Here is a 19,167-nt window from a genome sequence, read left to right on the forward strand (position 1 = left end):
CACCGTGACTGTCGTACCACCGTCGGAGCCGGCGGCGGATTCCGTACCCCTGCCGCAGCGTGAGCCGGCCACCGAGGCCGACCTGGCCGCGGTGGCCGCGCAGCTGGGCCGGACGCCCCGCGGCACCCGGGCGGTCGCCCACCGGTGCCCGTGCGGCCTGCCGGACGTGGTGGAGACGACCCCCCGCCTCGCCGACGGCACCCCGTTCCCGACCCTCTACTACCTGACCTGCCCCCGGGCCACCGCGGCGTGCAGCCGACTGGAGTCGGCGGGGCTGATGAAGGAGATGGCGGACCGGCTGACGACGGACCCGGAGTTGGCGGCCCACTACCGTGCGGCGCACGAGGACTACCTCACCCGCCGGGAGGCGATCGGCGAGGTGCCGGAGATCGCCGGCATCTCGGCCGGCGGGATGCCGGGCCGGGTGAAGTGCCTGCACGTGCACCTGGGCCACGCGCTGGGCGCCGGCCCCGGGGTGAACCCGTTCGGCGACGAGACGTTGGAGCTGGTCGAGCCCTGGTGGTCGACGGGGCCGTGCGTGGACGTGCCGGCGGGCGAATGAGCGCGCCGACCGCGGATCAGATCACCGTACGGCGGGCGCGCACCGGGGACGTGCGGGGCATCCGGCGACTCGTCGACACCTACACCGACGACCGGCGGCTGCTGAGCAAGGCCACCGTCACCCTCTTCGAGGACGTGCAGGAGTTCCGGGTCGCGGTCCGGGCCGGGGACGACGCCGTGGTCGGCTGCGGCGCGCTGCACGTCATGTGGGAGGACCTGGCGGAGATCCGCACGGTGGCGGTGGACCCGTCCTGCCGGGGCCGGCGGATCGGTCACCGGCTGGTCGGTGAGCTGATCGACGCGGCCCGGGAGTTGGGCGTGGCCCGCATCTTCGTGCTCACCTTCGAGACCCGGTTCTTCGCGTCGTTCGGCTTCCGTGAGATCGACGGCGCGCCGGTGCCGCAGCCGGTCTACGAGCAGCTGCTGCGGTCGTACGACGAGGGCGTCGCGGAGTTCCTGGACCTGGAGCGGGTCAAGCCGAACACGCTGGGCAACACCCGGATGCTGCTGCGCCTGTGATCAGCCCTTGCGGGGGTGGGCGGCGAAGAAGTCCCACATCAGGTCGGTGGCGGACAGCCCGGCGGAGGTCGCGGCGAGTTGGCCTGCTGTCGCGCCCGGCCAACTGTGACCCATGTCGGCGAGGGTGTAGACGCTGACCTCGCTGCCGTCCGCGCAGCCCGCCACCGTGTGCGTCACACCCCGCACCCCGGATGCCTTCGGGCTGGGCCGGCAGTTGAGCCGCTGCTGCCAGGTCCGCATCCCGGTCTCGAAGGTCGAGGCGTACCGGTCCTGACCGCCGATGAAGGTGATCACGGAGACCGGGCTCTTCGGCACGTAGCTGTCGGCCGTGGTCAACTCGCCGCTGTAACCACCACTGACCACCCCGATCGCGGCTCCCGCATCGCGGAGCCGGTGCCGGGATAGAAGTGCAGCGCGATGACCAGTGCGGATGACCGGGTCGGGTCGTACCCCGCCGGCGCGTGCAGCAGATAGGTACGGTCGAGCCCGTTGTGTTTCAGGGTGAGCTGGTGGTCGCCGGCCGCCGGTCGTTCGCTCGACGCGGACGGCGCGGCTGGCGGGGTCGACGAGGGTTGCCCCCGCTCACTACAAGCTGCGGCCACGACCATGAGGCAAAGCCCCGTCAACACTGCCACCGATCGCCGCACGCCGGTCACCCCCCGTCGACCCCGCCGTCCACACTGGAGATCCTCCGGCCGGTAAACAACCCTTTCGGTCCTGGCCGAAGGCGGGCAGGCTGTTGTCATGCTTCGCCTCCAGCTCGGGCCGGCCGACCTGTGCCGGGTGCGGTTCGCCGACCGGCTGCATCCGGTCGGGACCGCGCTGCTGGCCGGTCAGTGGCTGCGCGATCCCACGGTCGCGGCGCTGGCGCCGACGCTGGCCGAGCGGGCGGCGGCGGCCGAGGGCACGGCTGCCGCCCAGGCTGCCACCGCGATCCTGCGGCACCTGCTGCCCGATCGGGGGCGGCTGCCGGACTTCGTCACACCCTTCGACGGTCTGGAGTCGGTGGAGGCCGGTCTGGAGGCGATCCGGGCCACCCCGGCCCGGCGGGTCCGCGCCGAGGTCACCATGGCGTACGCGGACACGTCGGTGAGCCCGCTGCGGCGGCGGTTCGCGGCGGCCGACCCGGAGGTGCTGGACCTGTTCGGCGGGGCCGTGCGGACCTGGTTCGGCGCGGTGCTCGAACCGCACTGGGCGGAGCTGACGTCCGCGTACCACCAGCAGGTGGCGGCTGCCAGTCAGCGGTTGGCGCAGCATGGTCTGGCCAGCCTCTTCGCCGGTCTGCACCCGGGGATCCGGTGGCGGGAGCCGGTGCTGGAGGTGCGCACGTGGTGGGACGGTGACCTTCCCGGCACCGGCCACGGGATGATCCTGCTGCCCTCCCCGCTGGCCGGGCCACGCCCCCGGGTGCTGGTCGAGCAGGGTCACCCGGTCCTACTCGTCTATCCGGTGGTCATGCCCACGCTCGGGGCCTGCACCGACCACGATTCGCTCGGTCGGCTGCTCGGCGTCACCCGGGCGCTGGTGCTGCGCCGGCTGGCGGCCGGCGGCGGGTTGACCACCACCGTGTTGTCCCAGGCGGTCGGGATCAGTCTCTCCTCGGCCTCGGAGCACGCCTGTGCGCTGCGGGCGGCCGGTCTGGTGGCCAGCGCGCGGGAGGGCGGGTCCGTTCGACATCACCTGACCGCGCTCGGGGCGGAGTTGTTGCGGGGCCCGTCGGGCGACCCCCGCGAGTCGTGGCCCACGGCCGGCCAAGCCGGCGGGTGACCGCCGGTCCTGCCGTAAGGTTGCTGCCGTGACGACGCGTGTGGCGGCCATCGACTGCGGGACCAACTCGATCCGACTGCTGGTCGCCGACCTGCCCGAGGCCTCGGCCGGGCCGCAGGCGCCGCTTGTCGACCTGACCCGGCGGATGGAGATCGTCCGGCTGGGGCAGGGCGTGGACCGCACCGGCCGACTGGCGCCGGAGGCGATCGAGCGGACCCGGGTGGCGTTGGCGTCGTACGCCGCCGACATCGAGAAGCTGGGTGCCCAGCGGGTGCGCATGTGCGCCACCTCGGCCTCCCGCGATGCCGCGAACGCCGCCGACTTCACCGCGATGGTGCGGGCCACCCTCGGTGTCGAGCCCGAGGTGGTCAGCGGGGACGAGGAGGCCCGGCTGTCGTTCACCGGCGCCGTGCGCGGGCTGCCCGCCGACGCGAAGGAGCCGGTCCTGGTCGTCGACATCGGTGGTGGTTCCACCGAGTTCGTGGTGGGTGACCGGGCCGCCGGGGTGCGGTCGGCGATCTCGGTGGACATCGGCTGTGTCCGGATGACCGAGCGGCACCTGCCCGGTGACCCGCCGACGCCCGAGCAGGTCGCGGCCGCGCAGGCCGACATCGCGGCGGTGGTGGACCGGGCGCTCGCCGTGGTGCCCGGTCGTGAGGCGGCCACCCTGGTCGGCCTCGCCGGGTCGGTCACCACTGTGGTCGCGCTCGCGCAGGGCCTGCGGGAGTACGACCCGGAGCGCATCCACCACGCCCGGGTGTCGTACGAGGAGGTCGCCCGGGTGACCGCTGAGCTGCTGGGTCAGACCCGCGAGCAGCGGTTGGCGAACCCGGTGATGCACCCGGGCCGGGCCGACGTGATCGGCGCGGGCGCGCTGGTGCTTCGAGTGATCATGGAGCGGGCCGGGATGCCGTCGGTGGTCGCGTCCGAGCACGACATCCTCGACGGCATCGCCTGGAGCCTCCAGCCGGCCACGCGCTAGCCGGCTCGATCAACTCGCCTTTCTTGAAGTCGCGGTGTCCGGGTGCCTCGGATGCCCCGACTTCCTGAAAACCGAGTCGATCAACCTTCCGCGCGCCTGACCGGCTCGGCGTGTTGAGGCGGATTCGTTGACGCTATTTCGCATTGCACAGTAGTGTGCAATGCGTGGACACCACACAGCTGCTGAAGGGCGTGCTCGACATGGCCGTCCTGGCCGTGCTCCGGGAGGAGGACGGCTACGGTTACGACATCCTGCGCCGGTTGCGCGAGGCCGGCCTGGAGGAGGTCGGCGACGCCTCGGTCTACGGGACGCTGCGTCGCCTCTTCGCCGCCGGCCTGCTCACCACCTATGTGGTGCCGAGCGAATCCGGGCCGCACCGCAAGTACTACTCACTCAACGCCGCGGGGCGCGACCAACTGACCCGCTCCGGCAAGCTCTGGCGCTCGTTCGCCACCACCATGGACAGTCTGCTCGACGATCGGGGGATGGCGGCATGACCGTCACGGAGCAGGAGATCACCGACTACGTGGCGCGGGTCCGGGCCGCTCTGGCCGACCTGCCGACCGCGCAACGCGACGAGCTGACCGAGGACCTCGCCGACCACCTCACCGAGGTCGCCGCCGAGGCCGAGGGCACCCTCCTCGAGCGACTGGGCGAGCCCGAGACGTACGCCGCCGAGCTGCGCGCCGCGGCCGGCGCCGCACCGGGCGGCGGGCGCAACCTCGACCAGCGGGTGGCCACCGCGATGGCCCGGGTCCGCGGCCGGCTGCGCACCCTGGACACCCGTCTCGGCCCACCCCTGGGGTACGCGACGGCCAGCGACTTCCTGCACCTGCTGCGCCCCGGCTGGTGGGTGCTCCGGGGCTACCTGGCGGCGATGCTGGTCACCGTGATCAGCACCGGCGGCAGCTTCGGGTTGCTGCCGAGGTTCGGCGGTGAGTTGCTCGCCGGCATGATCATGCTGATCGGTTTCGTGGTCGCCTCCATCTGGATCGGCCGCCGCTCGGCTCAGCTGACCCGCTGGCCGCGCTCGGCAGTGCAGGTCGGCAGCGTGGTGCTGGTGATCTTCGCGTTCGCCGCGCTGATGCAGGCCGAGGACCGGATGCGCTACGGCGACTACGGCTACGACCAGACCTCGGTCGACAGCCAGTACGACCGGGTCCGGGACGTCTTCGTCTACGACAGCGAGGGCCGACTGGTGGAGAACGCCCGACTCTTCGACCAGAACGGCAATCCGATCCGGCTCGGCTATCCGGACTGCTCGGAAGAGGTCTATGACAGGCCGAACCTGCGGGCGTACCCGTACTGCCCGGAGCAGGCGCCCTTCGTGCCCCGCGCGCCGGGCGCACCCCTCCCGCCCGGTTCATCGACCAGCACCCCGGACCCGACCAGCACGCCGCTGCCAGCCGGTACGCCCACCGCAGTGCCGCCGAGCGGGACACCAACCCCCACCCCGACCCGCTGAGCCGAGGTGTGAACTGGATCATGCGGGTGAAGCTGGGAAATAGCTGAACGGACGAGGCGAGCGGGACGGCACCGAAAATCAATGATCGTTACGGTGTCGTCTGCTCATCAACCCCTCGGAAGGAACCCCCGTGTCAGAGCAGGTCGCACCGCCCCCCGCGTCCGACGCCGCAACCCCTGAGCCGGCCGTCGAGACGCCGCAAGCGGCCGCGCCGCAGCAGCCCGCTGGCGAGTCGCCGCAGGCGACCGAGCCGCAGCCAGCCGAGCCGAAGGCGGAGAAGTCCGTTGGTAGGAAGGTCCTCGGCATCGTCGGTGCGGTCCTCGCCGTCGTCGTCATCGCCGGCCTGAAGTTCGGCGTCGCCTCGGCGATCGGCAACTACTTCAACAAGGACGAGACCGCGGACGCCAAGACCGGCGACTGCATCGCCGAGCTGCCCGAGATCACCGGCACCGAGCAGGAGGAGGTCGACGGCGCCAAGGTCGTCGAGTGCACCTCCACCGACGCGGCGTACAACGTGGTCGGTCGGGTGGACGGCCAGAGCGAGGCTCAGGCCAAGGCCGACACCACCTGCACCCAGTTCTTCAAGGAGGGCGAGGAGGGGTACATCTTCTCCAGCATCGAGCCGGGCAAGACGGGCTACGTGCTCTGCCTGACCAAGAAGGTCTGACCAGAGCGGCGGACCGGTGTCGACGGCGGCGGGATGTTCCCCGCCGCCGTCGGCGTACCCGGAGTCACCAGGGGGCGAACAGGAGGTGAATGCCACTGTTCCGGCGTCTTCCCGACGGCCGCGTGGCGTGGCAGGCTACCGGCACGTAGGACCACTGGGCGACCAGCCAACGATGACTGACCGCTAGGAGGACGGCCCATGGGCGAAATGGTGAGCTACCGCAGCAACGGGGGCACGAGCGAGGGGTATCTCGCGATACCCGCCAGCGGCACGGCCAGCCCCGCCGTCATCGTCATTCAGGAATGGTGGGGTCTGGTCCCGCACATCCGGTCGGTGGCCGACCGGTTCGCCGAGGCCGGTTTCGTGGCCCTCGCCCCGGACTTCTACCACGGTGAGACGACCAGCGAGCCGGACGAGGCGCAGCGGCTGCTGCTGGCGATGCGGATGGACGAGGCGGCGAAGGACATCGCCGGAGCGGCCGACTATCTCGCCGGGCGGCCCGAGGTCACCGGTAAGGTCGGTGCCGTGGGCTTCTGCGCCGGTGGCAGCCTGGCCCTCTGGTCGGCCACCATCTCCGAGCGGATCGTCGCCACCGCCGGGTTCTATCCCGTGCTGCCCTGGGAGTCGATGCGCCCCGACTGGGCCGACTACGCCGGAAAGGCGGCGGTCATCCACTGCTCCGAAGAGGACGGCACCTCGACCGCCGAGGGCGTACAGACCGCCCGTCGGGCCATCGAGGAGGCCGGCGGTGACTGCCACCTCTACGACTACCCGGGCACCTCGCACGCCTTCTTCAACGACGACCGGCCGGAGGCGTTCGACCAGCGCGCCGCCGCCAGCGCCTGGGCCCGCACCCTGGAACTCTTCCGGGCCAAGCTTGGCTGAGACCCGTACCCCCGAACAGGTGGTCGCCCGCGCAGCGCGGGCGACCGACCTGGCCGACCTCGACGCGGCGGTGAGCGACTGTTTCGCCTGCCCACGGCTGGTCCGGTGGCGGGAGGAGGTCGCCCGCACCCGCCGGGCCGCCTTCCGCGACCAGGAGTACTGGGGTCGGCCGGTGCCGGGCTTCGGCACCTCGGACGCGCGGATCGCCATCCTCGGGTTGGCGCCCGCCGCGCACGGTGGCAACCGCACCGGCCGGATCTTCACCGGTGACCGGTCGGGTGACGTGCTGTTCGCCGCGCTGCACCGGGCCGGGCTGGCCAACCAGCCGACGAGCGTCGCCGCCGACGACGGGCTCGCCCTGCGGGACCTGCGGGTCTTCTCAGCCGTCCGGTGCGCGCCACCGGACAACAAGCCGACCCCGGCGGAACGGGACACCTGCGCGCCCTGGCTGCACCGTGAGGTCGCGTTGATCCGGCCCACGCTGCGGGTCGTGGTCGCGCTGGGCGCGTTCGCCTGGGCCGCGTGGTGGCCGGTGCTCCGCGCGGTGTACGGGCAGCGCCCGCCCAGCCCGCGACCGGCGTTCGGTCATGGGGCACACTGGTCCGGCACGGACGCCCCGGACTTGCTGGGCTGCTACCACGTCAGTCAGCAGAACACCTTCACCGGGCGGTTGACACCAGGGATGTTGGACGACGTCTTCGGCCAGGCTAGACAGTTGGCCGGAGTGGACTGAGACGACGCGTGGGGTGGTGGCGATGACAGACGGAACCCGCCCGCCCGCGCCCGCGCCGTCGGCCGAGCCGGCGCTGAGTCCGGTGCTCGGCCTGCTCCGCCGGTGGTGGCCGGTCGGCGCGGTCGCCGTCCTGCTCGCCGGTGCCGCGCTGGCGTCCGCCCACTCGTCGATCGGGGCCAGTCGGATCCCACCGGCCGCGGACAACGTTCCCTGGGTTCCGGAGTACCCGACCGTCGAGCCGTCACCGTCCATCCCGATCGAGCCACGCGACGCGGGCGAGGCCACCCAGGCGCACATTCCGGAGTGGGTCGGCAAGGTGGCCGTGGCCCTGCTCGGGCTGGCCATCCTGGCCGCGCTCGGCTACCTCTGCTGGGTCCTGGTCCGGGGCGCGCTGCGCCGCACCACCCGGGCGCTACCGGCGCAGCGGGGCCGTCGTACCGCCGAGGGCACCGCCCGCGAGGTCGTCGCCGCCCTCGACGCCGGCCTGGTGGAACTCGACGACCGGGACACCGACCCCCGGGTGGCGGTGATCGCCTGCTGGGTGCGGCTGGAGGAGACCGCCGCCACGGCCGGTGTGCCGAGGCTCGCCGGGGACACCCCCACCGACCTGGTCAGCCGCCTGTTGCAGGGCGACCCGGAGGCGGGCGTGCCGGCCATCGCCAGCACCGACGTGCTGGCCGAGTTCGCGCACGTCTACCGGGAGGCCCGGTACGCCACCCACCCGGTCGACGAACGCACCCGGGACCAGGCCCGCGCCGCACTTCGCCGGCTGCGCGGAGAACTCACCGCGGTGGTGACCCCATGAGCAGCACCAGCATCGACGATCTGCTCGCGTTCGAGGAGGAGGCCGCGCCAACCGGTCCGGGGGCGCGCGACTCCCGCTGGCGTCCAATGCTGCGTTCGCTCGCCTGGGCCGCCGCGCTGGTCGCGGTCCTGCTCGTCGGCCTCCGCGCGGTGGGCCTCCAGGTCTCGCTGCCGGTACTGATCGCCGGGGTGCTCGCCGTGCTGGCGGTGCGCCGGGTCACCGCACTGCTCGCGCCGCCGCCCCCGCCGCCCGGCGGTGCTCGGGTCGGCACCGGCGAGGAGGACGGCAACTACAACTGGGGTGCCCGGGACGCGCTGCGCAGCGCGATCAACAGGTGGGAGTGGCCGCTGGACTGGTCCTCGACCCGACCCGAACGGTTCACCGGGACGGTCCTGCCCCGGCTCGGTGAACTGGCCGACGAGCGGATGCGGCTGAAACACGGTGTGACCCGTGAGTCGGATCCCGCCCGCGCTCGTGCCCTGCTGGGTGAGCGCCTGTGGACGTTCCTGGAGACCCCGCCTCGCCGCACCCCGTCGCCGCGCGACCTCGCGGTGATCGTCGCCGAACTGGAGAGTATTTGATGAACGACGTGGACCGGAGCATTGCCCCCGCCGAGGTCGGGCACCTGGCCCGGGCGGTCCTGGATGCGGTCGGCACCGTCGTGGTCGGCAAACGGGACGCGTTGGAGTTGGTCCTCGCCGGCATCCTCGCCGGCGGGCACGTGCTCCTGGAGGACCTGCCGGGGCTCGGTAAGACGCTCACCGCCCGCTCGTTCGCCCAGGCGCTCGGGTTGGACTTCCGTCGGTTGCAGTTCACCCCCGACCTGCTCCCCGCCGACGTCACCGGCTCCTTCCTCTACGACCAGCGCAACGGCGACTTCAGCTTCCGGGCCGGCCCGGTCTTCACCAACCTGCTCCTCGCCGACGAGATCAACCGGACGCCGCCGAAGACCCAGTCCGCGCTGCTGGAGGCGATGCAGGAGAAGCAGGTGTCGGTGGAGGGGGTGACCTACAAGCTCGACGAGCCGTTCCACGTGCTGGCCACCGCCAACCCCATCGAGTACGAGGGCACCTACCCGCTGCCCGAGGCGCAGCTCGACCGGTTCCTGCTGCGGGTCTCGTTCGGGTACCCGCAGCACGAAGAGGAGTGGGAGGTGCTGCGCCGCCGGATGGGCCGTCGCCGGGAGGAGGCGGACATCAAGCCGGTGGTCGACGCGGCGACGCTGCGGGCCATGCAGGCCGCGCTGGAGGACGTGGTGGTGGAGGACTCCATCGGCCGCTACATCGTGTCGCTCACCGCGGCCACCCGGGAGCACCCGTCGGTGCTGGTCGGCGCCTCACCTCGTGGTTCGCTGGCGTTGCTGCTGCTGGCCCGGGTCCGCGCGGTGTTCGCCGGCCGGGACTACGTGGTGCCGGAGGACGTCAAGTCGGTGGCCGCGCCCGCCCTGGCACACCGGATCACCCTGCGCCCGGAGATGTGGTTGCGCCGGGTCGACCCGGCGTTCGTGGTGGGCGAGGTGCTGGAGGCGACTCCCGCCCCGGCCAGTGGCGCACTGCCCAGCTACGCCGCCGGCGGGCCCCGGCACTGATGACCGGACCGACAGTGCCGAGGGCCACCGAAGCGGAACCGGCCGCCGGTTGGGCGCCCACCCCTGCGCTCGGCCGCGCGGTGCTGCTCGCCGGCCTGCTGCTGGTGGCCGGCGTGCTGCTGGGTCGGGTGGACCTGATCGTGCTGGCCGCCCCGTTCGCGCTGGGCACCGCGTACGCGTTGCGTCGACGGCCCACGGCGCTGCCCCAGGTGTGGATCACCCAGGGTGACGGCGGGCCGCTTGTCGAGGGCGGTGACGTGGCGGCGGCGGTGAGCGTCGGCAACCCGGACACTGTCGACTACGACCTGGTGGTGATGCGGTCCCGGGTGTCGCCGTGGCTGCGGATCGACCGGGCCGGCTTCGCCCGCGACGAGGCCGCCGACGACGGGACACAGGGTGCCGCCCCGGCGACCGGGGTGACCGCTCCGGGTAACAACGGTGGCCGTTCCGTCGCCGACCGACCGTTCGTGACCTCGGTGCCGGTTGGTGCCGCGGTGGACCTTGACTTGGCCGGCAAGGCGCTGCGCTGGGGCCGGCACCCGATTGGCCCCGCCGGTGCCCGGGTCTCCACGGCGGGCGGTCTGCTGGTCTCCCGGGCGGTGATCACCGAGCCGGTCCGGGTGCGGGTGTACCCGCGTACCGAGCCGTTCGAGGCGGTGGAGGCGATGCCCCGCGCCGCCGGCCTGGTCGGGGCCCACCACTCCCGCCGACCCGGAGAGGGCGGCGAGCTGGCCGGCGTACGCGTCTTCGCCCCCGGTGACCGGCTGCGCCGCATCGACTGGCGGGTCTCGTTGCGGGCCCGGCAGCTGCACGTGGCCGCCACCCTCTCCGACCGGGACGCGGAGGTGGTGGTGCTGCTCGACGTGCTCGCCGAGGCGGGCCGCTCCGGTGGGGTGGACGGCGCCGCCTCGGTGCTGGACACCACCGTCCGGGCCACCGCCGCGATCGCCGAGCACTACCTGCACCGTGGCGACCGGGTCTCCCTGCTGGAGTACGGGCCGGCGGCCCGCCGGCTCCGGCCGGCCGCCGGGCGGCGGCAGTACCTCACCGTCCTGGAGTGGCTGCTCGACGTCCGGGTGCACGCGTCCGCGCACGAGCCGTACGACCAGGTCTTCGGGCCGCAGCTGCTCTCCTCGGACGCGTTGGTGGTGGTGCTCACCCCGCTGCTGGACGAACGGTCGGCGCAGATGCTCGCCCGGTTGGCTCGCGGCGGGCGGTTCGTGGTGGCGGTCGACACGTTGCCGACGGACCTGGCGTCGCCGAAGGACCGGGGCTGGGCCGAGGTGGCGTACCGGCTGTGGCGCCTGGACCGGGAGATCATGATCGGGCAGCTCCGCGAGCACGGCGTACCGGTGGTGCGCTGGGCGGGCGCCGGCAGTCTGGACCAGGTGCTGAGGGACGTGGCGCGGTTGGCGACGGCCCCAAGGGTGGGTGGCCGGTGAGCGCGAGGAGTGAGCTTGCGAGCCCCGCAGTCGCGAACGGAAGGCGGCAGCGGTGAGCGAAAGGTCAGTGCGGTGAACCCGGTGGTGGAGCGGGCTCGGGCGACGCGGAACGCCGTCGCCCGGATCAGCGTCGCCCCGCTGCTGGTGCGGGCGGCGATCTTCGTCATCGTGCTTGCCGGGTTCGCCCTGGCGTTTCCGGCGGAGGTGCTTTCCGGCCGGCCGATCCTCTTCCTGGCGTTCGCCGCCCTGTTGCCCGCGTTCGGGCCGCGGCGGCTGTGGGCGACCTTCACGTCGTTGGTCACGGTCGGGGGTTGGCTGCTCGCCACCGACGGGTACGGCCGTCCGGTCGCGCTCTGGCGGCTGCTGGCCGTCGCGGCCCTGCTCTATCTGGGGCACACCCTCTGCGCGCTGGCCGCGCTGTTGCCCTACGACGCGGTGGTCGACCCGGAGTTGATCAGCCGTTGGTTGGTGCGGTCGGCCGCCGTGCTGTTGGGTGCCGCCGTGTTGGGCGTGCTGCTGTTGCAGGCGGCGGGGACGGGTGGGGGAGCCGGATACCAGTGGGTCACCGTGCTGGGGTTGCTGGTGGCGGTGGGGACGGCAGCGTTGCTCGGTTGGCTGCTGCGGCGTCGGTGACCGCTGTGACCTGAGGGTTACGCAGGTCACATGGGTTGTGCTCCGTCACAGATGGGGGGCGCGAGCGGGATTACCTGAGCCGGCCGGGGAAAGATAGCCAACGTGAATCCGAAGCGGATCCTTGTGGTTGGTGCCGGGCACGTCGGTCTGTACGCCGCCCTGCGCCTGTCGAAGAAGCTCAGCTCCCGTGAGGCTGAGGTCATGGTGGTGGACCCCCAACCCCACATGACCTATCAGCCGTTCCTGCCCGAGGCGGCGGCGGGCAACATCTCCCCGCGGCACTCCGTGGTGCCGCTGCGGCGGGAGTTGCGCCGGTGCAAGATGGTGGCCGGCACGGTCACGCGGATCGAGCACGACCGCAAGGTGGCCACCGTGCAGCCGATCAGCGGCCCGGCCCGGGAGATCACCTACGACCACGTGATCGTGGCCCCGGGTTCGGTCTCCCGCACCCTGCCGATTCCCGGCCTGCACGAGCAGGGCATCGGGTTCAAGACCATCGGTGAGGCGATCTACCTGCGCAACCACGTGCTGGATCGGCTCGACGTGGCGGCTGCCACGCCGGATCCGGACGTCCGCCGCTCGGCGCTGACCTTCACCTTCGTCGGTGGTGGGTACGCCGGCATCGAGGCGCTCGCCGAGATGGAGGACATGGCTCGCGACGCCCTGCGCTACTACCCGGAGCTCAAGCAGGACGAGGTTCGGTGGGTGCTGGTCGAGGCGACCCAGCGGGTGCTGCCCGAGGTCGACCGGGACATGGGCGCCTACACCGTGCAGCAGCTGCTGAAGCGGAACATGGACATCCGGCTGGACACCCGGCTCGAGTCCTGCGTCGACGGGGTGGTCAAGCTCTCCGACGGTGACAGCTTCCGCTCCGACACGATCGTCTGGACGGCCGGTGTGAAGCCGTCGCCGATGCTGGACGCGACCGACTTCCCGCGCGACGACCGTCGGCGGATCACCTGCCTGCCCACCCTTCAGGTGGTCGACGGTGACCAGGTGGTCGAGGGTGCCTGGAGCGCCGGTGACTGCGCCGCCGTTCCGGACCTCACGAAGGAGCCGGGCAACTTCTGCTCGCCGAGCGCCCAGCACGCGGTGCGTCAGGCCGCCCGGATGGCCGACAACATCGTGGCCGTGGTCCGGGGCCGTGAGCCGGTGAACTACAAGCACAAGCACGTCGGCAGCGTGGCGAGCCTCGGCCTGCACAAGGGCGTGGCCCAGGTGTACGGGATCAAGATGACCGGTTGGCCGGCCTGGGTGATGCACCGGACGTACCACATGAGCCGGATCCCGTCGTTCAACCGCAAGGTCCGCGTGGTGGTGGACTGGTCGCTGGCGTTCTTCCTCAAGCGTGAGGTGGTCGCCCTGGGTCAGTTGCACGACCCGCGCGAGGAGTTCGTCGAGGCATCCCAGCCCGTCGGCGCGCCCCGCGTCTGACCCAGACCCCAGACCCACTAACCCCGTCGATCTTGCACTTTCGGATGCTGTGATGCGCCTTTTGGTCCGTCTTGTCCGAGCGGAAAGTGCAAGATCGGCGGGGTTTTGGGTCTCGTGAGGCGTGGTCAGACCCGCCAGGTCCAGGCGTCGGCGATGCGGGTGGGCGGGCCGTAGAGCTGTTCCAGGGTTGCCCGCAGGCTCTCCGCGTGCGGAGCGTCGTCGGTCAGCGCCACACAGGAGGCACCCCAGAAGTCCGCGTCGCGGGCGGCCTGGCGGCGCTGCTCATCGCCGATGGCCGGTTGGTCGCCGCGCCGGGCGACATCGGCGAGCAGTGCGGAGGTGGGCTGTTTGAAGGTGCCCATCGCCGCGGCGCCGCGCCTTCCGTACGGGCCGATGAAGAAGCCTTCCGGCAGCCCGAAAGCGGCGTCGGCGGCGGTCGCCCAGCGCATCGGCCAGGGCTCCTTCGGCGTCGGCAACGGCACCGGGACCAGCATCCCGCCCGGTGGTACGCACTGCCGCCAGTGGCCGCCGCTGATGAATGTCGGCACGGCTGGTCGTCCGGCGGTGGGCAGCGGGGTCGGGAAGAGCGGCAGCAGCGCCACCCCGACGGCCAGTGGCACCAGCCGTCGTGCCCGACCGGTGCTGCCCAGAGCCCGGTCGACAGCGAGCACCAGCAGCGTCGCGACGATCGGCAGCAGCGCCAACGCGAACCGCATCGGCAACGCCCCGTCCACCACCGGCAGCCCTCCGATCACTGCGTACGGGCCGGGGACCGCCGTCCTGGTGCCGCCGAACACCACCTCGGGGCCGAGCGAGAGCGCCCCCATCACCAGGCCTGCCACGACGCAGGCGAAGATCAGCCGGCGTCGCCCGGCCCAGATCGCGCAGGCCGCGGTGACCAGCAGCAGTGGCCAGCCGAGGAACGTGTTGTACTCGGCGGGGCCGGTGGTCAGCCGGGCCGATTCGTCGCTGCCGGCCACCGACAGTGGGGAGAGGGTCCACCAACTGCTCAGGTCGGCGGAGAAGTAGGCCGGGGTGAACATCCCGTCGGCGACTCCCTGCGGCCCGGCGAACTGGAACCACAGCGGATAGCCCAGCACCAGCAGCGCGAGCCCGGCGGTGATCGCCAACCCTGCGGCGAACCCGGGGAGCGCCCGGCGGGCCAGGTCCCGGTCCACCACGGCGTAGCTGATCGCCATCACCAGCAGCGTGATCGCGGCGAGGAAGAGCACCTCCTCGCCGATGAAGACCTGCGCGGTGACCGCGCCGGCCAGCCCCGCCGCGGAGGTGAACAACCGTCGACGGTCCGGCCCGGTGGCGCCGGTCCCGTCGGGTGTCCCGGGCCCCGGGTCGGCCGCCCGCAGCAGCCGGACCACCAGCCAGACGATCACCGGCACCAGCCACTGGGCGGTCATGTGCAGGTGACTGTTGGTCTGCGAGACCATGCCGGGTCCGAAGCCGCACAGCCCGCCGCCGAGTGCGGCGGCCAACCGGCGGGCGCGCAGCGTCCGATGGAACAGCAGGTACCAGGCGAGCGCGGTGCCGGCGAGGTTGCCGGCGGCGATCAGCGCGAAGGTGACCGGTGCGCCCAGCAGCAGGGTGACCGGCGCGAAGATGACACCCAGCGCGATCACCGTGGTGTTGGCCATCAGGTTGACCCCGTCGGGGGCGTTGAGCCGGTCGGTGAGCAGGTCGAAGTCGCCGAGCAGCGCGCGGGCGTCCACCGCCAGGAACCACTCGTAGAGGGTCTGGTCCTCCGGGTTGAGCGCCAGGGTGCGGGCTCCCGGGTCGGGCCACAGCCCGTGGGTGAGCCAACCGGCCAGCGCCACGAAGATCAGAGCGGCCAGCAGATCCGCCCGGTGACGGCGGACGGCGGCCAGCAGCCGGGTGGCCCGGGGCCGGCGGTTGACCTGATCGGCGAGGCGGAATGCCTGCTCAGGGGCGGCGTCGGGGGCCGTGGGGGCTGCGCTGCTCACGGCATCGACCCTAATGTGGCCAGGCCGGCGGGGTACGCCGGGTCGCCGCAGACCGGCTACGGTGACATTGCACCAGGCGTGTCGGCGCGCCGGTGTCACTCGCCCGGGTGGTGGAACGGCAGACACGGCCGCCTTAAAAGCGGCTGCCGAAAGGCGTGCGGGTTCGACCCCCGCCCCGGGCACCGGTCGACCTCACCCATTCTCATTCGTGATCTCCAAGACGTGACTGCGCCGTTTACTCTTGGAGGGCACGTTCACGTGCACACGACCCCCTGAGGGAGGCCAGACAGTGAAGACCTCGAACCCGGTGCTCGCCCGGCTCGGCCAGGCGGCCGAGCGGGAGCGCTCCGCCGGGTACGCCCCGGCCGGGCCGTACGGACAGCCCGGCATTCCCCAGCAGTACCCGTCCCAGGCCGGTTACCCGGCCGCGCCGCCGACCGTGGCGCCGATGACCGTCGACGACGTGGTCGTCAAGACGGTCGCTCTGCTCGGCATCCTCGGCATCACCGCCGCGGCCGCCTGGGTGCTCGTGCCCGACGCGCTGGTCGGTACCGCCTGGATCGGCGCGGCGGTCGTCGGCCTGGTCCTCGGCTTGATCATCTCGTTCTCCCGGATGGCCAACCCGGCGCTCGTGATCGCGTACGCGGTCGTCGAGGGTGTCTTCGTCGGCATGGTCAGCAAGGCGTTCGAGACGGCCTACGACGGCATCGTGCTCCAGGCCGCCGCGGCCAGCTTCGGCATCTTCTTCCTGATGGCGATGCTCTACCGGGCGAAGGTCATCCGGGCCACCCCGGCCTTCGTCAAGGGCATGATCGCCGTGATGGTCGGTCTCTTCGCCGTCATGATGATCAACCTGGTGCTGGCGCTGTTCGGCGTCAACACCGGCCTGCGTGACGGCAGCCCGCTGGCCATCGGCTTCAGCCTGGTCTGCATCGTGGTCGCCTCGCTGAGCTTCGTGCTCAGCTTCAAGGAGATCGAGGACGGCGTCCGGATGGGCCTGCCCCAGCGCTACTCCTGGACGGCCGCGTTCGGCATCCTGGTCAGCCTGGTCTGGCTCTACATCGAGATCCTGCGCCTGCTGAGCTACTTCCAGGGCGACGACTGACCTCGTCCGCACTGCGACCGGCGCCCGCCTCCAACGTCGTTGGGGGCGGGCGCCGTCGTCCGCGCCGTTTCCCCGCCGCCGCCGGCCCGCCCGGGGCAGAGTGACTGCGAGGCTTTGACACAAGCCCTGGGGTACGCGGGCGGAGGAGGCGACGGTGCGCAGCAACAACCCGGTGCTCAACCGGCTGGACGAGGCCGGTCGGGTGGAGGCCCGGGTGCTCGGCTCCCGTGACGTCGAGCCGATGACCGTCGACGACGTGGTGGTCCGTACCGTCGGGTTGCTGCTGGTGACCGGCGTCGCCGCGGCGGTGCCCTGGGCGGTGATTCCCGACGCCGTGTGGTTGGGCGCCGCGCTGGCCGGCAGCGCGCTCGCCTCGATCGCGCTGGTCCTGGTCATCTCGTTGCGGGGAATCACCAACCCGGTGCCGATCGTCGGCTACGCCATCCTGCAGGGCCTGCTGCTGGGGGTGGCGAGCCGCACCTTCGAGCAGGTCTATCCGGGCATCGTGGTGCAGGCGGTGGCCGGCACCTTCGGCGTCTTCCTCGGCATGGCGGTGCTGTACCGGGCACGGGTGATCCGGGCGACGCCCCGGCTGGCCCGCCTGGTGATCGGCACCCTGCTCGGCATCGCCGTGCTCAGCGTGCTCAACCTGGTGTCGTACCTGATCACCGGGCGGCCGGGCCTGGCGGGCTACAGCGTCAGCGGGGAGGTCGGCTGGGTGCCGTACGCCATCTCGGTGGTGGCCATCATCGCCGGGGCGTTCAGTTTCATCCTCGACTTCGATCTCGTCGAGCGTTCGGTGCGCGACGGTCGAGCCCGTCGCTACGCGTGGCTGAGCGCGTTCGGCCTGCTCACCGGGTTGGTCTTCCTCTACTGGCAGCTGCTGCGGCTGCTCAGTTACCTGCGCCGCTGACCGGCCCGACCCGGCGCGGTCGGTGCCGGCCGTAGACTCGGCGGCGATGAGCGCAGCGGAGTTGGACAAGGCCGTGCGGTTGCTGGTCGGTCAGATCGCGCACTGGCAGCAGCCGCGGTGGGCGGCGGCCGCGACCGCCGGCAACGTGTCCCGCGCCGACCTCGTGCACCGCCTGGTGCAGGAGGTCGCCAACCTGGCGGCCGACGCCGAGGGGCAGCCCCGGCGGGTGGTGCCCCGGCTCGACAACGACCTGGCCCTGCCCGACCAGCTGCGGGTGGTCACAGCGGACCTGTTGGCCGCCGACCCGGGGGCCGAGGCGCTGACCCGGGCCGCCGCCGAGGTGACGGCGACCCGCGGCGCGCTCTGAGGGCGGCTCAGAGCCGTTCGAGCACCATGGCCATGCCCTGACCGCCGCCCACGCACATGGTTTCCAGACCGATGGTCTTGTCGTGCCACTCCAGCGCGTTGAGCAGGGTGCCGGTGATCCGCGCGCCGGTCATGCCGAACGGGTGGCCGACAGCGATGGCCCCACCCATCACGTTCAGCTTCTCCTCGGGGATGCCCAGCTGGCGGTAGGAGGGGATGACCTGCGCGGCGAACGCCTCGTTGATCTCGACGAGGTCGACGTCGTCGATCGTCATACCGGCTCGGCGCAGCGCCTGCCGGGACGCCTCGACCGGCCCGAGACCCATGATCTCCGGCGACAGGGCGGTCACACCGGTCGAGACGATCCGGGCCAGCGGGGTGATCCCGAGCTCCTCGGCCCGCTGGGCGCTCATCACCACCACTGCTGCCGCACCGTCGTTGAGCGGGCAGCAGTTGCCGGCGGTGATCCGACCGTCCGGGCGGAACACCGGCTTCAGACCGGCGACCGCGTCGAGGGTGACGCCGGCCCGGGGACCGTCGTCGGTGCTCACCACCATGCCGTCCGGCGTGGTGACCGGGGTGATCTCCCGGGCCCAGAAGCCGTCGGCGATGGCCTTCTCGGCGAGGTTCTGGCTGCGTACGCCGAACTCGTCCATGTCGGCGCGGGTGACGTCGTACACCTGGGCCAGGTTCTCCGCGGTCTGCCCCATGGTGAGGTAGATGTCGGGCAGCTCACCGGCCTCGCGCGGGTCGGACCACACCTCGGCGCCGCCCTGCGCGCGGCGCTTCGAGCGCTCGCCGGCCGCCGCGAAGCGCGGGTTCTCCCAGCCGCCGCCGACCAGTGCCTGCGCCTCGGGCGGCAGCCCGTCGGAGCTGCCCCGGGCGTAGCGGGAGACCATCTCCACGCCGGCGGAGACGAACACGTCGCCCTCGCCGGCCCGGATCGCGTGCATCGCCATCCGGGTGGTCTGCAACGAGGAGGCGCAGTAGCGGGTCAGCGTGGCACCGGGGACAGTGTCCAGGCCGAGGAGGGTGGACACCACCCGGGCCATGTTGAAGCCCTGTTCGCCGCCGGGCAGGCCGCACCCGAGGTAGAGGTCGTCGATCGTGGTCGGATCGAGCGCGGGGATCTTGTCCAGCGCGGCTCGGACGATGGTCGCGGCGAGGTCGTCGGAGCGGACGTCGCGCAGGGAACCCTTGTGCGCCCGGCCGATGGGGGAGCGGGCGGTGGCGACGATGACGGCGTCGCGGGACGACTCAATCGGCATGGACCAACGTTAACCCGCCGGTAACATGCGCGGAAGAAGCCGGCACAGCGGGAAATGT

Annotated in this window: 22 protein-coding genes and 1 tRNA gene; 19 read left to right on the forward strand and 4 right to left on the reverse strand. The window is 72.2% G+C overall.

The features are described from left to right. Window positions 1-4 precede the first annotated feature (4 nt). The gene (locus tag QCZ28_RS03810) at window positions 5-562 is read left to right on the forward strand and encodes a DUF501 domain-containing protein (RefSeq protein WP_124774478.1); all 558 of its coding nucleotides are present in this window, start codon (window positions 5-7) and stop codon (window positions 560-562) included. Continuing rightward, window positions 559-1,080, forward strand: a complete 522-nt coding sequence (locus tag QCZ28_RS03815; RefSeq protein WP_279515215.1) for an amino-acid N-acetyltransferase — start codon at window positions 559-561, stop codon at window positions 1,078-1,080. Before QCZ28_RS03810 ends, QCZ28_RS03815 begins: the two co-directional genes overlap by 4 nt. Here QCZ28_RS03815 and QCZ28_RS03820 read toward each other — a convergent pair whose 3' ends face one another. Together QCZ28_RS03820 and QCZ28_RS03825 are read right to left on the reverse strand one after the other, a co-directional pair. Then, window positions 1,081-1,416 carry a hypothetical protein gene (locus QCZ28_RS03820; protein ID WP_279515216.1) on the reverse strand — a complete coding sequence of 112 codons (336 nt, stop codon included), beginning with the start codon at window positions 1,414-1,416 and terminating at the stop codon, window positions 1,081-1,083. Then, the gene (locus QCZ28_RS03825) at window positions 1,413-1,682 is read right to left on the reverse strand and encodes a hypothetical protein (RefSeq protein ID WP_279515217.1); all 270 of its coding nucleotides are present in this window, start codon (window positions 1,680-1,682) and stop codon (window positions 1,413-1,415) included. The genes QCZ28_RS03820 and QCZ28_RS03825 overlap by 4 nt, the downstream gene beginning before the upstream one ends. Window positions 1,683-1,824: 142 nt before the next feature. Between QCZ28_RS03825 and QCZ28_RS03830 the strand changes: the two genes are divergently transcribed. The 13 genes from QCZ28_RS03830 to QCZ28_RS03890 all read left to right on the forward strand — a co-directional run bounded on the left by QCZ28_RS03830 (window position 1,825) and on the right by QCZ28_RS03890 (window position 13,481). Next, complete coding sequence (locus QCZ28_RS03830; protein WP_279515218.1) at window positions 1,825-2,847, forward strand: helix-turn-helix transcriptional regulator; 1,023 nt, start codon at window positions 1,825-1,827, stop codon at window positions 2,845-2,847. A gap of 40 nt (window positions 2,848-2,887) precedes the next feature. Next, complete coding sequence (locus QCZ28_RS03835; RefSeq protein WP_279515307.1) at window positions 2,888-3,829, forward strand: Ppx/GppA phosphatase family protein; 942 nt, start codon at window positions 2,888-2,890, stop codon at window positions 3,827-3,829. Window positions 3,830-3,993: 164 nt separating this feature from the next. After that, window positions 3,994-4,326: a PadR family transcriptional regulator gene (locus QCZ28_RS03840; RefSeq protein ID WP_030328782.1), complete on the forward strand. Its 333-nt coding sequence runs from the start codon at window positions 3,994-3,996 to the stop codon at window positions 4,324-4,326. Further along, complete coding sequence (locus tag QCZ28_RS03845) at window positions 4,323-5,294, forward strand: hypothetical protein (protein ID WP_279515219.1); 972 nt, start codon at window positions 4,323-4,325, stop codon at window positions 5,292-5,294. Before QCZ28_RS03840 ends, QCZ28_RS03845 begins: the two co-directional genes overlap by 4 nt. Before the next feature lie 130 nt (window positions 5,295-5,424). Further along, window positions 5,425-5,961, forward strand: coding sequence for a hypothetical protein (locus tag QCZ28_RS03850; RefSeq protein WP_279515220.1), 537 nt, complete (start codon window positions 5,425-5,427; stop codon window positions 5,959-5,961). 198 nt (window positions 5,962-6,159) lie between these two features. Continuing rightward, the gene (locus QCZ28_RS03855; RefSeq protein WP_030328776.1) at window positions 6,160-6,846 is read left to right on the forward strand and encodes a dienelactone hydrolase family protein; all 687 of its coding nucleotides are present in this window, start codon (window positions 6,160-6,162) and stop codon (window positions 6,844-6,846) included. Window positions 6,847-6,865: 19 nt separating this feature from the next. Continuing rightward, window positions 6,866-7,579, forward strand: a complete 714-nt coding sequence (locus QCZ28_RS03860) for a uracil-DNA glycosylase (RefSeq protein ID WP_279515308.1) — start codon at window positions 6,866-6,868, stop codon at window positions 7,577-7,579. 22 nt (window positions 7,580-7,601) lie between these two features. After that, window positions 7,602-8,384 carry a DUF4129 domain-containing protein gene (locus QCZ28_RS03865; RefSeq protein ID WP_279515221.1) on the forward strand — a complete coding sequence of 261 codons (783 nt, stop codon included), beginning with the start codon at window positions 7,602-7,604 and terminating at the stop codon, window positions 8,382-8,384. Next, on the forward strand, window positions 8,381-8,965 hold the full coding sequence (locus tag QCZ28_RS03870) for a hypothetical protein (RefSeq protein ID WP_279515222.1): 585 nt from the start codon (window positions 8,381-8,383) through the stop codon (window positions 8,963-8,965). The genes QCZ28_RS03865 and QCZ28_RS03870 overlap by 4 nt, the downstream gene beginning before the upstream one ends. Beyond that, window positions 8,965-9,972 carry a MoxR family ATPase gene (locus QCZ28_RS03875; protein ID WP_279515223.1) on the forward strand — a complete coding sequence of 336 codons (1,008 nt, stop codon included), beginning with the start codon at window positions 8,965-8,967 and terminating at the stop codon, window positions 9,970-9,972. The genes QCZ28_RS03870 and QCZ28_RS03875 overlap by 1 nt, the downstream gene beginning before the upstream one ends. Next, window positions 9,972-11,414 carry a DUF58 domain-containing protein gene (locus QCZ28_RS03880; RefSeq protein ID WP_279515224.1) on the forward strand — a complete coding sequence of 481 codons (1,443 nt, stop codon included), beginning with the start codon at window positions 9,972-9,974 and terminating at the stop codon, window positions 11,412-11,414. Before QCZ28_RS03875 ends, QCZ28_RS03880 begins: the two co-directional genes overlap by 1 nt. Before the next feature lie 72 nt (window positions 11,415-11,486). Continuing rightward, entirely contained in the window at window positions 11,487-12,047 is a 561-nt protein-coding gene (locus QCZ28_RS03885; RefSeq protein ID WP_279515225.1) for a hypothetical protein, read from the forward strand. 102 nt (window positions 12,048-12,149) lie between these two features. Further along, window positions 12,150-13,481 (forward strand): NAD(P)/FAD-dependent oxidoreductase, encoded by a 1,332-nt coding sequence (locus QCZ28_RS03890; RefSeq protein WP_279515226.1) that lies wholly within the window; start codon window positions 12,150-12,152, stop codon window positions 13,479-13,481. Window positions 13,482-13,606: 125 nt separating this feature from the next. On the opposite strand, the gene QCZ28_RS03895 is transcribed toward QCZ28_RS03890, so the two are convergent. Next, window positions 13,607-15,457: a hypothetical protein gene (locus tag QCZ28_RS03895; RefSeq protein WP_279515227.1), complete on the reverse strand. Its 1,851-nt coding sequence runs from the start codon at window positions 15,455-15,457 to the stop codon at window positions 13,607-13,609. Between the two features lie 101 nt (window positions 15,458-15,558). Between QCZ28_RS03895 and QCZ28_RS03900 the strand changes: the two genes are divergently transcribed. From QCZ28_RS03900 to QCZ28_RS03915, 4 genes are all read left to right on the forward strand, one after another. After that, window positions 15,559-15,639 (forward strand) — tRNA-Leu (locus tag QCZ28_RS03900). 107 nt (window positions 15,640-15,746) lie between these two features. Next, a complete protein-coding gene (locus tag QCZ28_RS03905; protein ID WP_030328756.1) occupies window positions 15,747-16,562 on the forward strand; it encodes a Bax inhibitor-1/YccA family protein in 816 nt (271 codons plus the stop codon). Window positions 16,563-16,716: 154 nt separating this feature from the next. Next, window positions 16,717-17,475, forward strand: coding sequence for a Bax inhibitor-1/YccA family protein (locus QCZ28_RS03910; protein WP_279515228.1), 759 nt, complete (start codon window positions 16,717-16,719; stop codon window positions 17,473-17,475). A gap of 46 nt (window positions 17,476-17,521) precedes the next feature. Further along, window positions 17,522-17,842, forward strand: a complete 321-nt coding sequence (locus QCZ28_RS03915; protein ID WP_279515229.1) for a hypothetical protein — start codon at window positions 17,522-17,524, stop codon at window positions 17,840-17,842. Window positions 17,843-17,849: 7 nt separating this feature from the next. Here the strand turns inward: QCZ28_RS03915 and QCZ28_RS03920 are convergent, their stop codons facing one another. After that, window positions 17,850-19,109, reverse strand: a complete 1,260-nt coding sequence (locus QCZ28_RS03920; protein WP_279515230.1) for an acetyl-CoA C-acetyltransferase — start codon at window positions 19,107-19,109, stop codon at window positions 17,850-17,852. Window positions 19,110-19,167: the final 58 nt, after the last annotated feature.

Origin of the sequence: Micromonospora sp. DH14 (assembly GCF_029809455.1) — a bacterium.
GTDB lineage: Bacteria > Actinomycetota > Actinomycetes > Mycobacteriales > Micromonosporaceae > Micromonospora > Micromonospora parva.

Excerpts from the sequence above, each read along its gene's own strand:
- QCZ28_RS03815 (WP_279515215.1), top strand. The coding sequence starts at position 559 with ATGAGCGCGCCGACCGCGGATCAGATCACCGTACGGCGGGCGCGCACC.
- QCZ28_RS03830 (WP_279515218.1), top strand. The coding sequence starts at position 1,825 with ATGCTTCGCCTCCAGCTCGGGCCGGCCGACCTGTGCCGGGTGCGGTTC.
- QCZ28_RS03845 (WP_279515219.1), top strand. The coding sequence starts at position 4,323 with ATGACCGTCACGGAGCAGGAGATCACCGACTACGTGGCGCGGGTCCGG.
- QCZ28_RS03855 (WP_030328776.1), top strand. The coding sequence starts at position 6,160 with ATGGGCGAAATGGTGAGCTACCGCAGCAACGGGGGCACGAGCGAGGGG.
- QCZ28_RS03865 (WP_279515221.1), top strand. The coding sequence starts at position 7,602 with ATGACAGACGGAACCCGCCCGCCCGCGCCCGCGCCGTCGGCCGAGCCG.
- QCZ28_RS03870 (WP_279515222.1), top strand. The coding sequence starts at position 8,381 with ATGAGCAGCACCAGCATCGACGATCTGCTCGCGTTCGAGGAGGAGGCC.
- QCZ28_RS03875 (WP_279515223.1), top strand. The coding sequence starts at position 8,965 with ATGAACGACGTGGACCGGAGCATTGCCCCCGCCGAGGTCGGGCACCTG.
- QCZ28_RS03880 (WP_279515224.1), top strand. The coding sequence starts at position 9,972 with ATGACCGGACCGACAGTGCCGAGGGCCACCGAAGCGGAACCGGCCGCC.
- QCZ28_RS03915 (WP_279515229.1), top strand. The coding sequence starts at position 17,522 with ATGAGCGCAGCGGAGTTGGACAAGGCCGTGCGGTTGCTGGTCGGTCAG.
- QCZ28_RS03920 (WP_279515230.1), bottom strand. The coding sequence starts at position 19,109 with ATGCCGATTGAGTCGTCCCGCGACGCCGTCATCGTCGCCACCGCCCGC.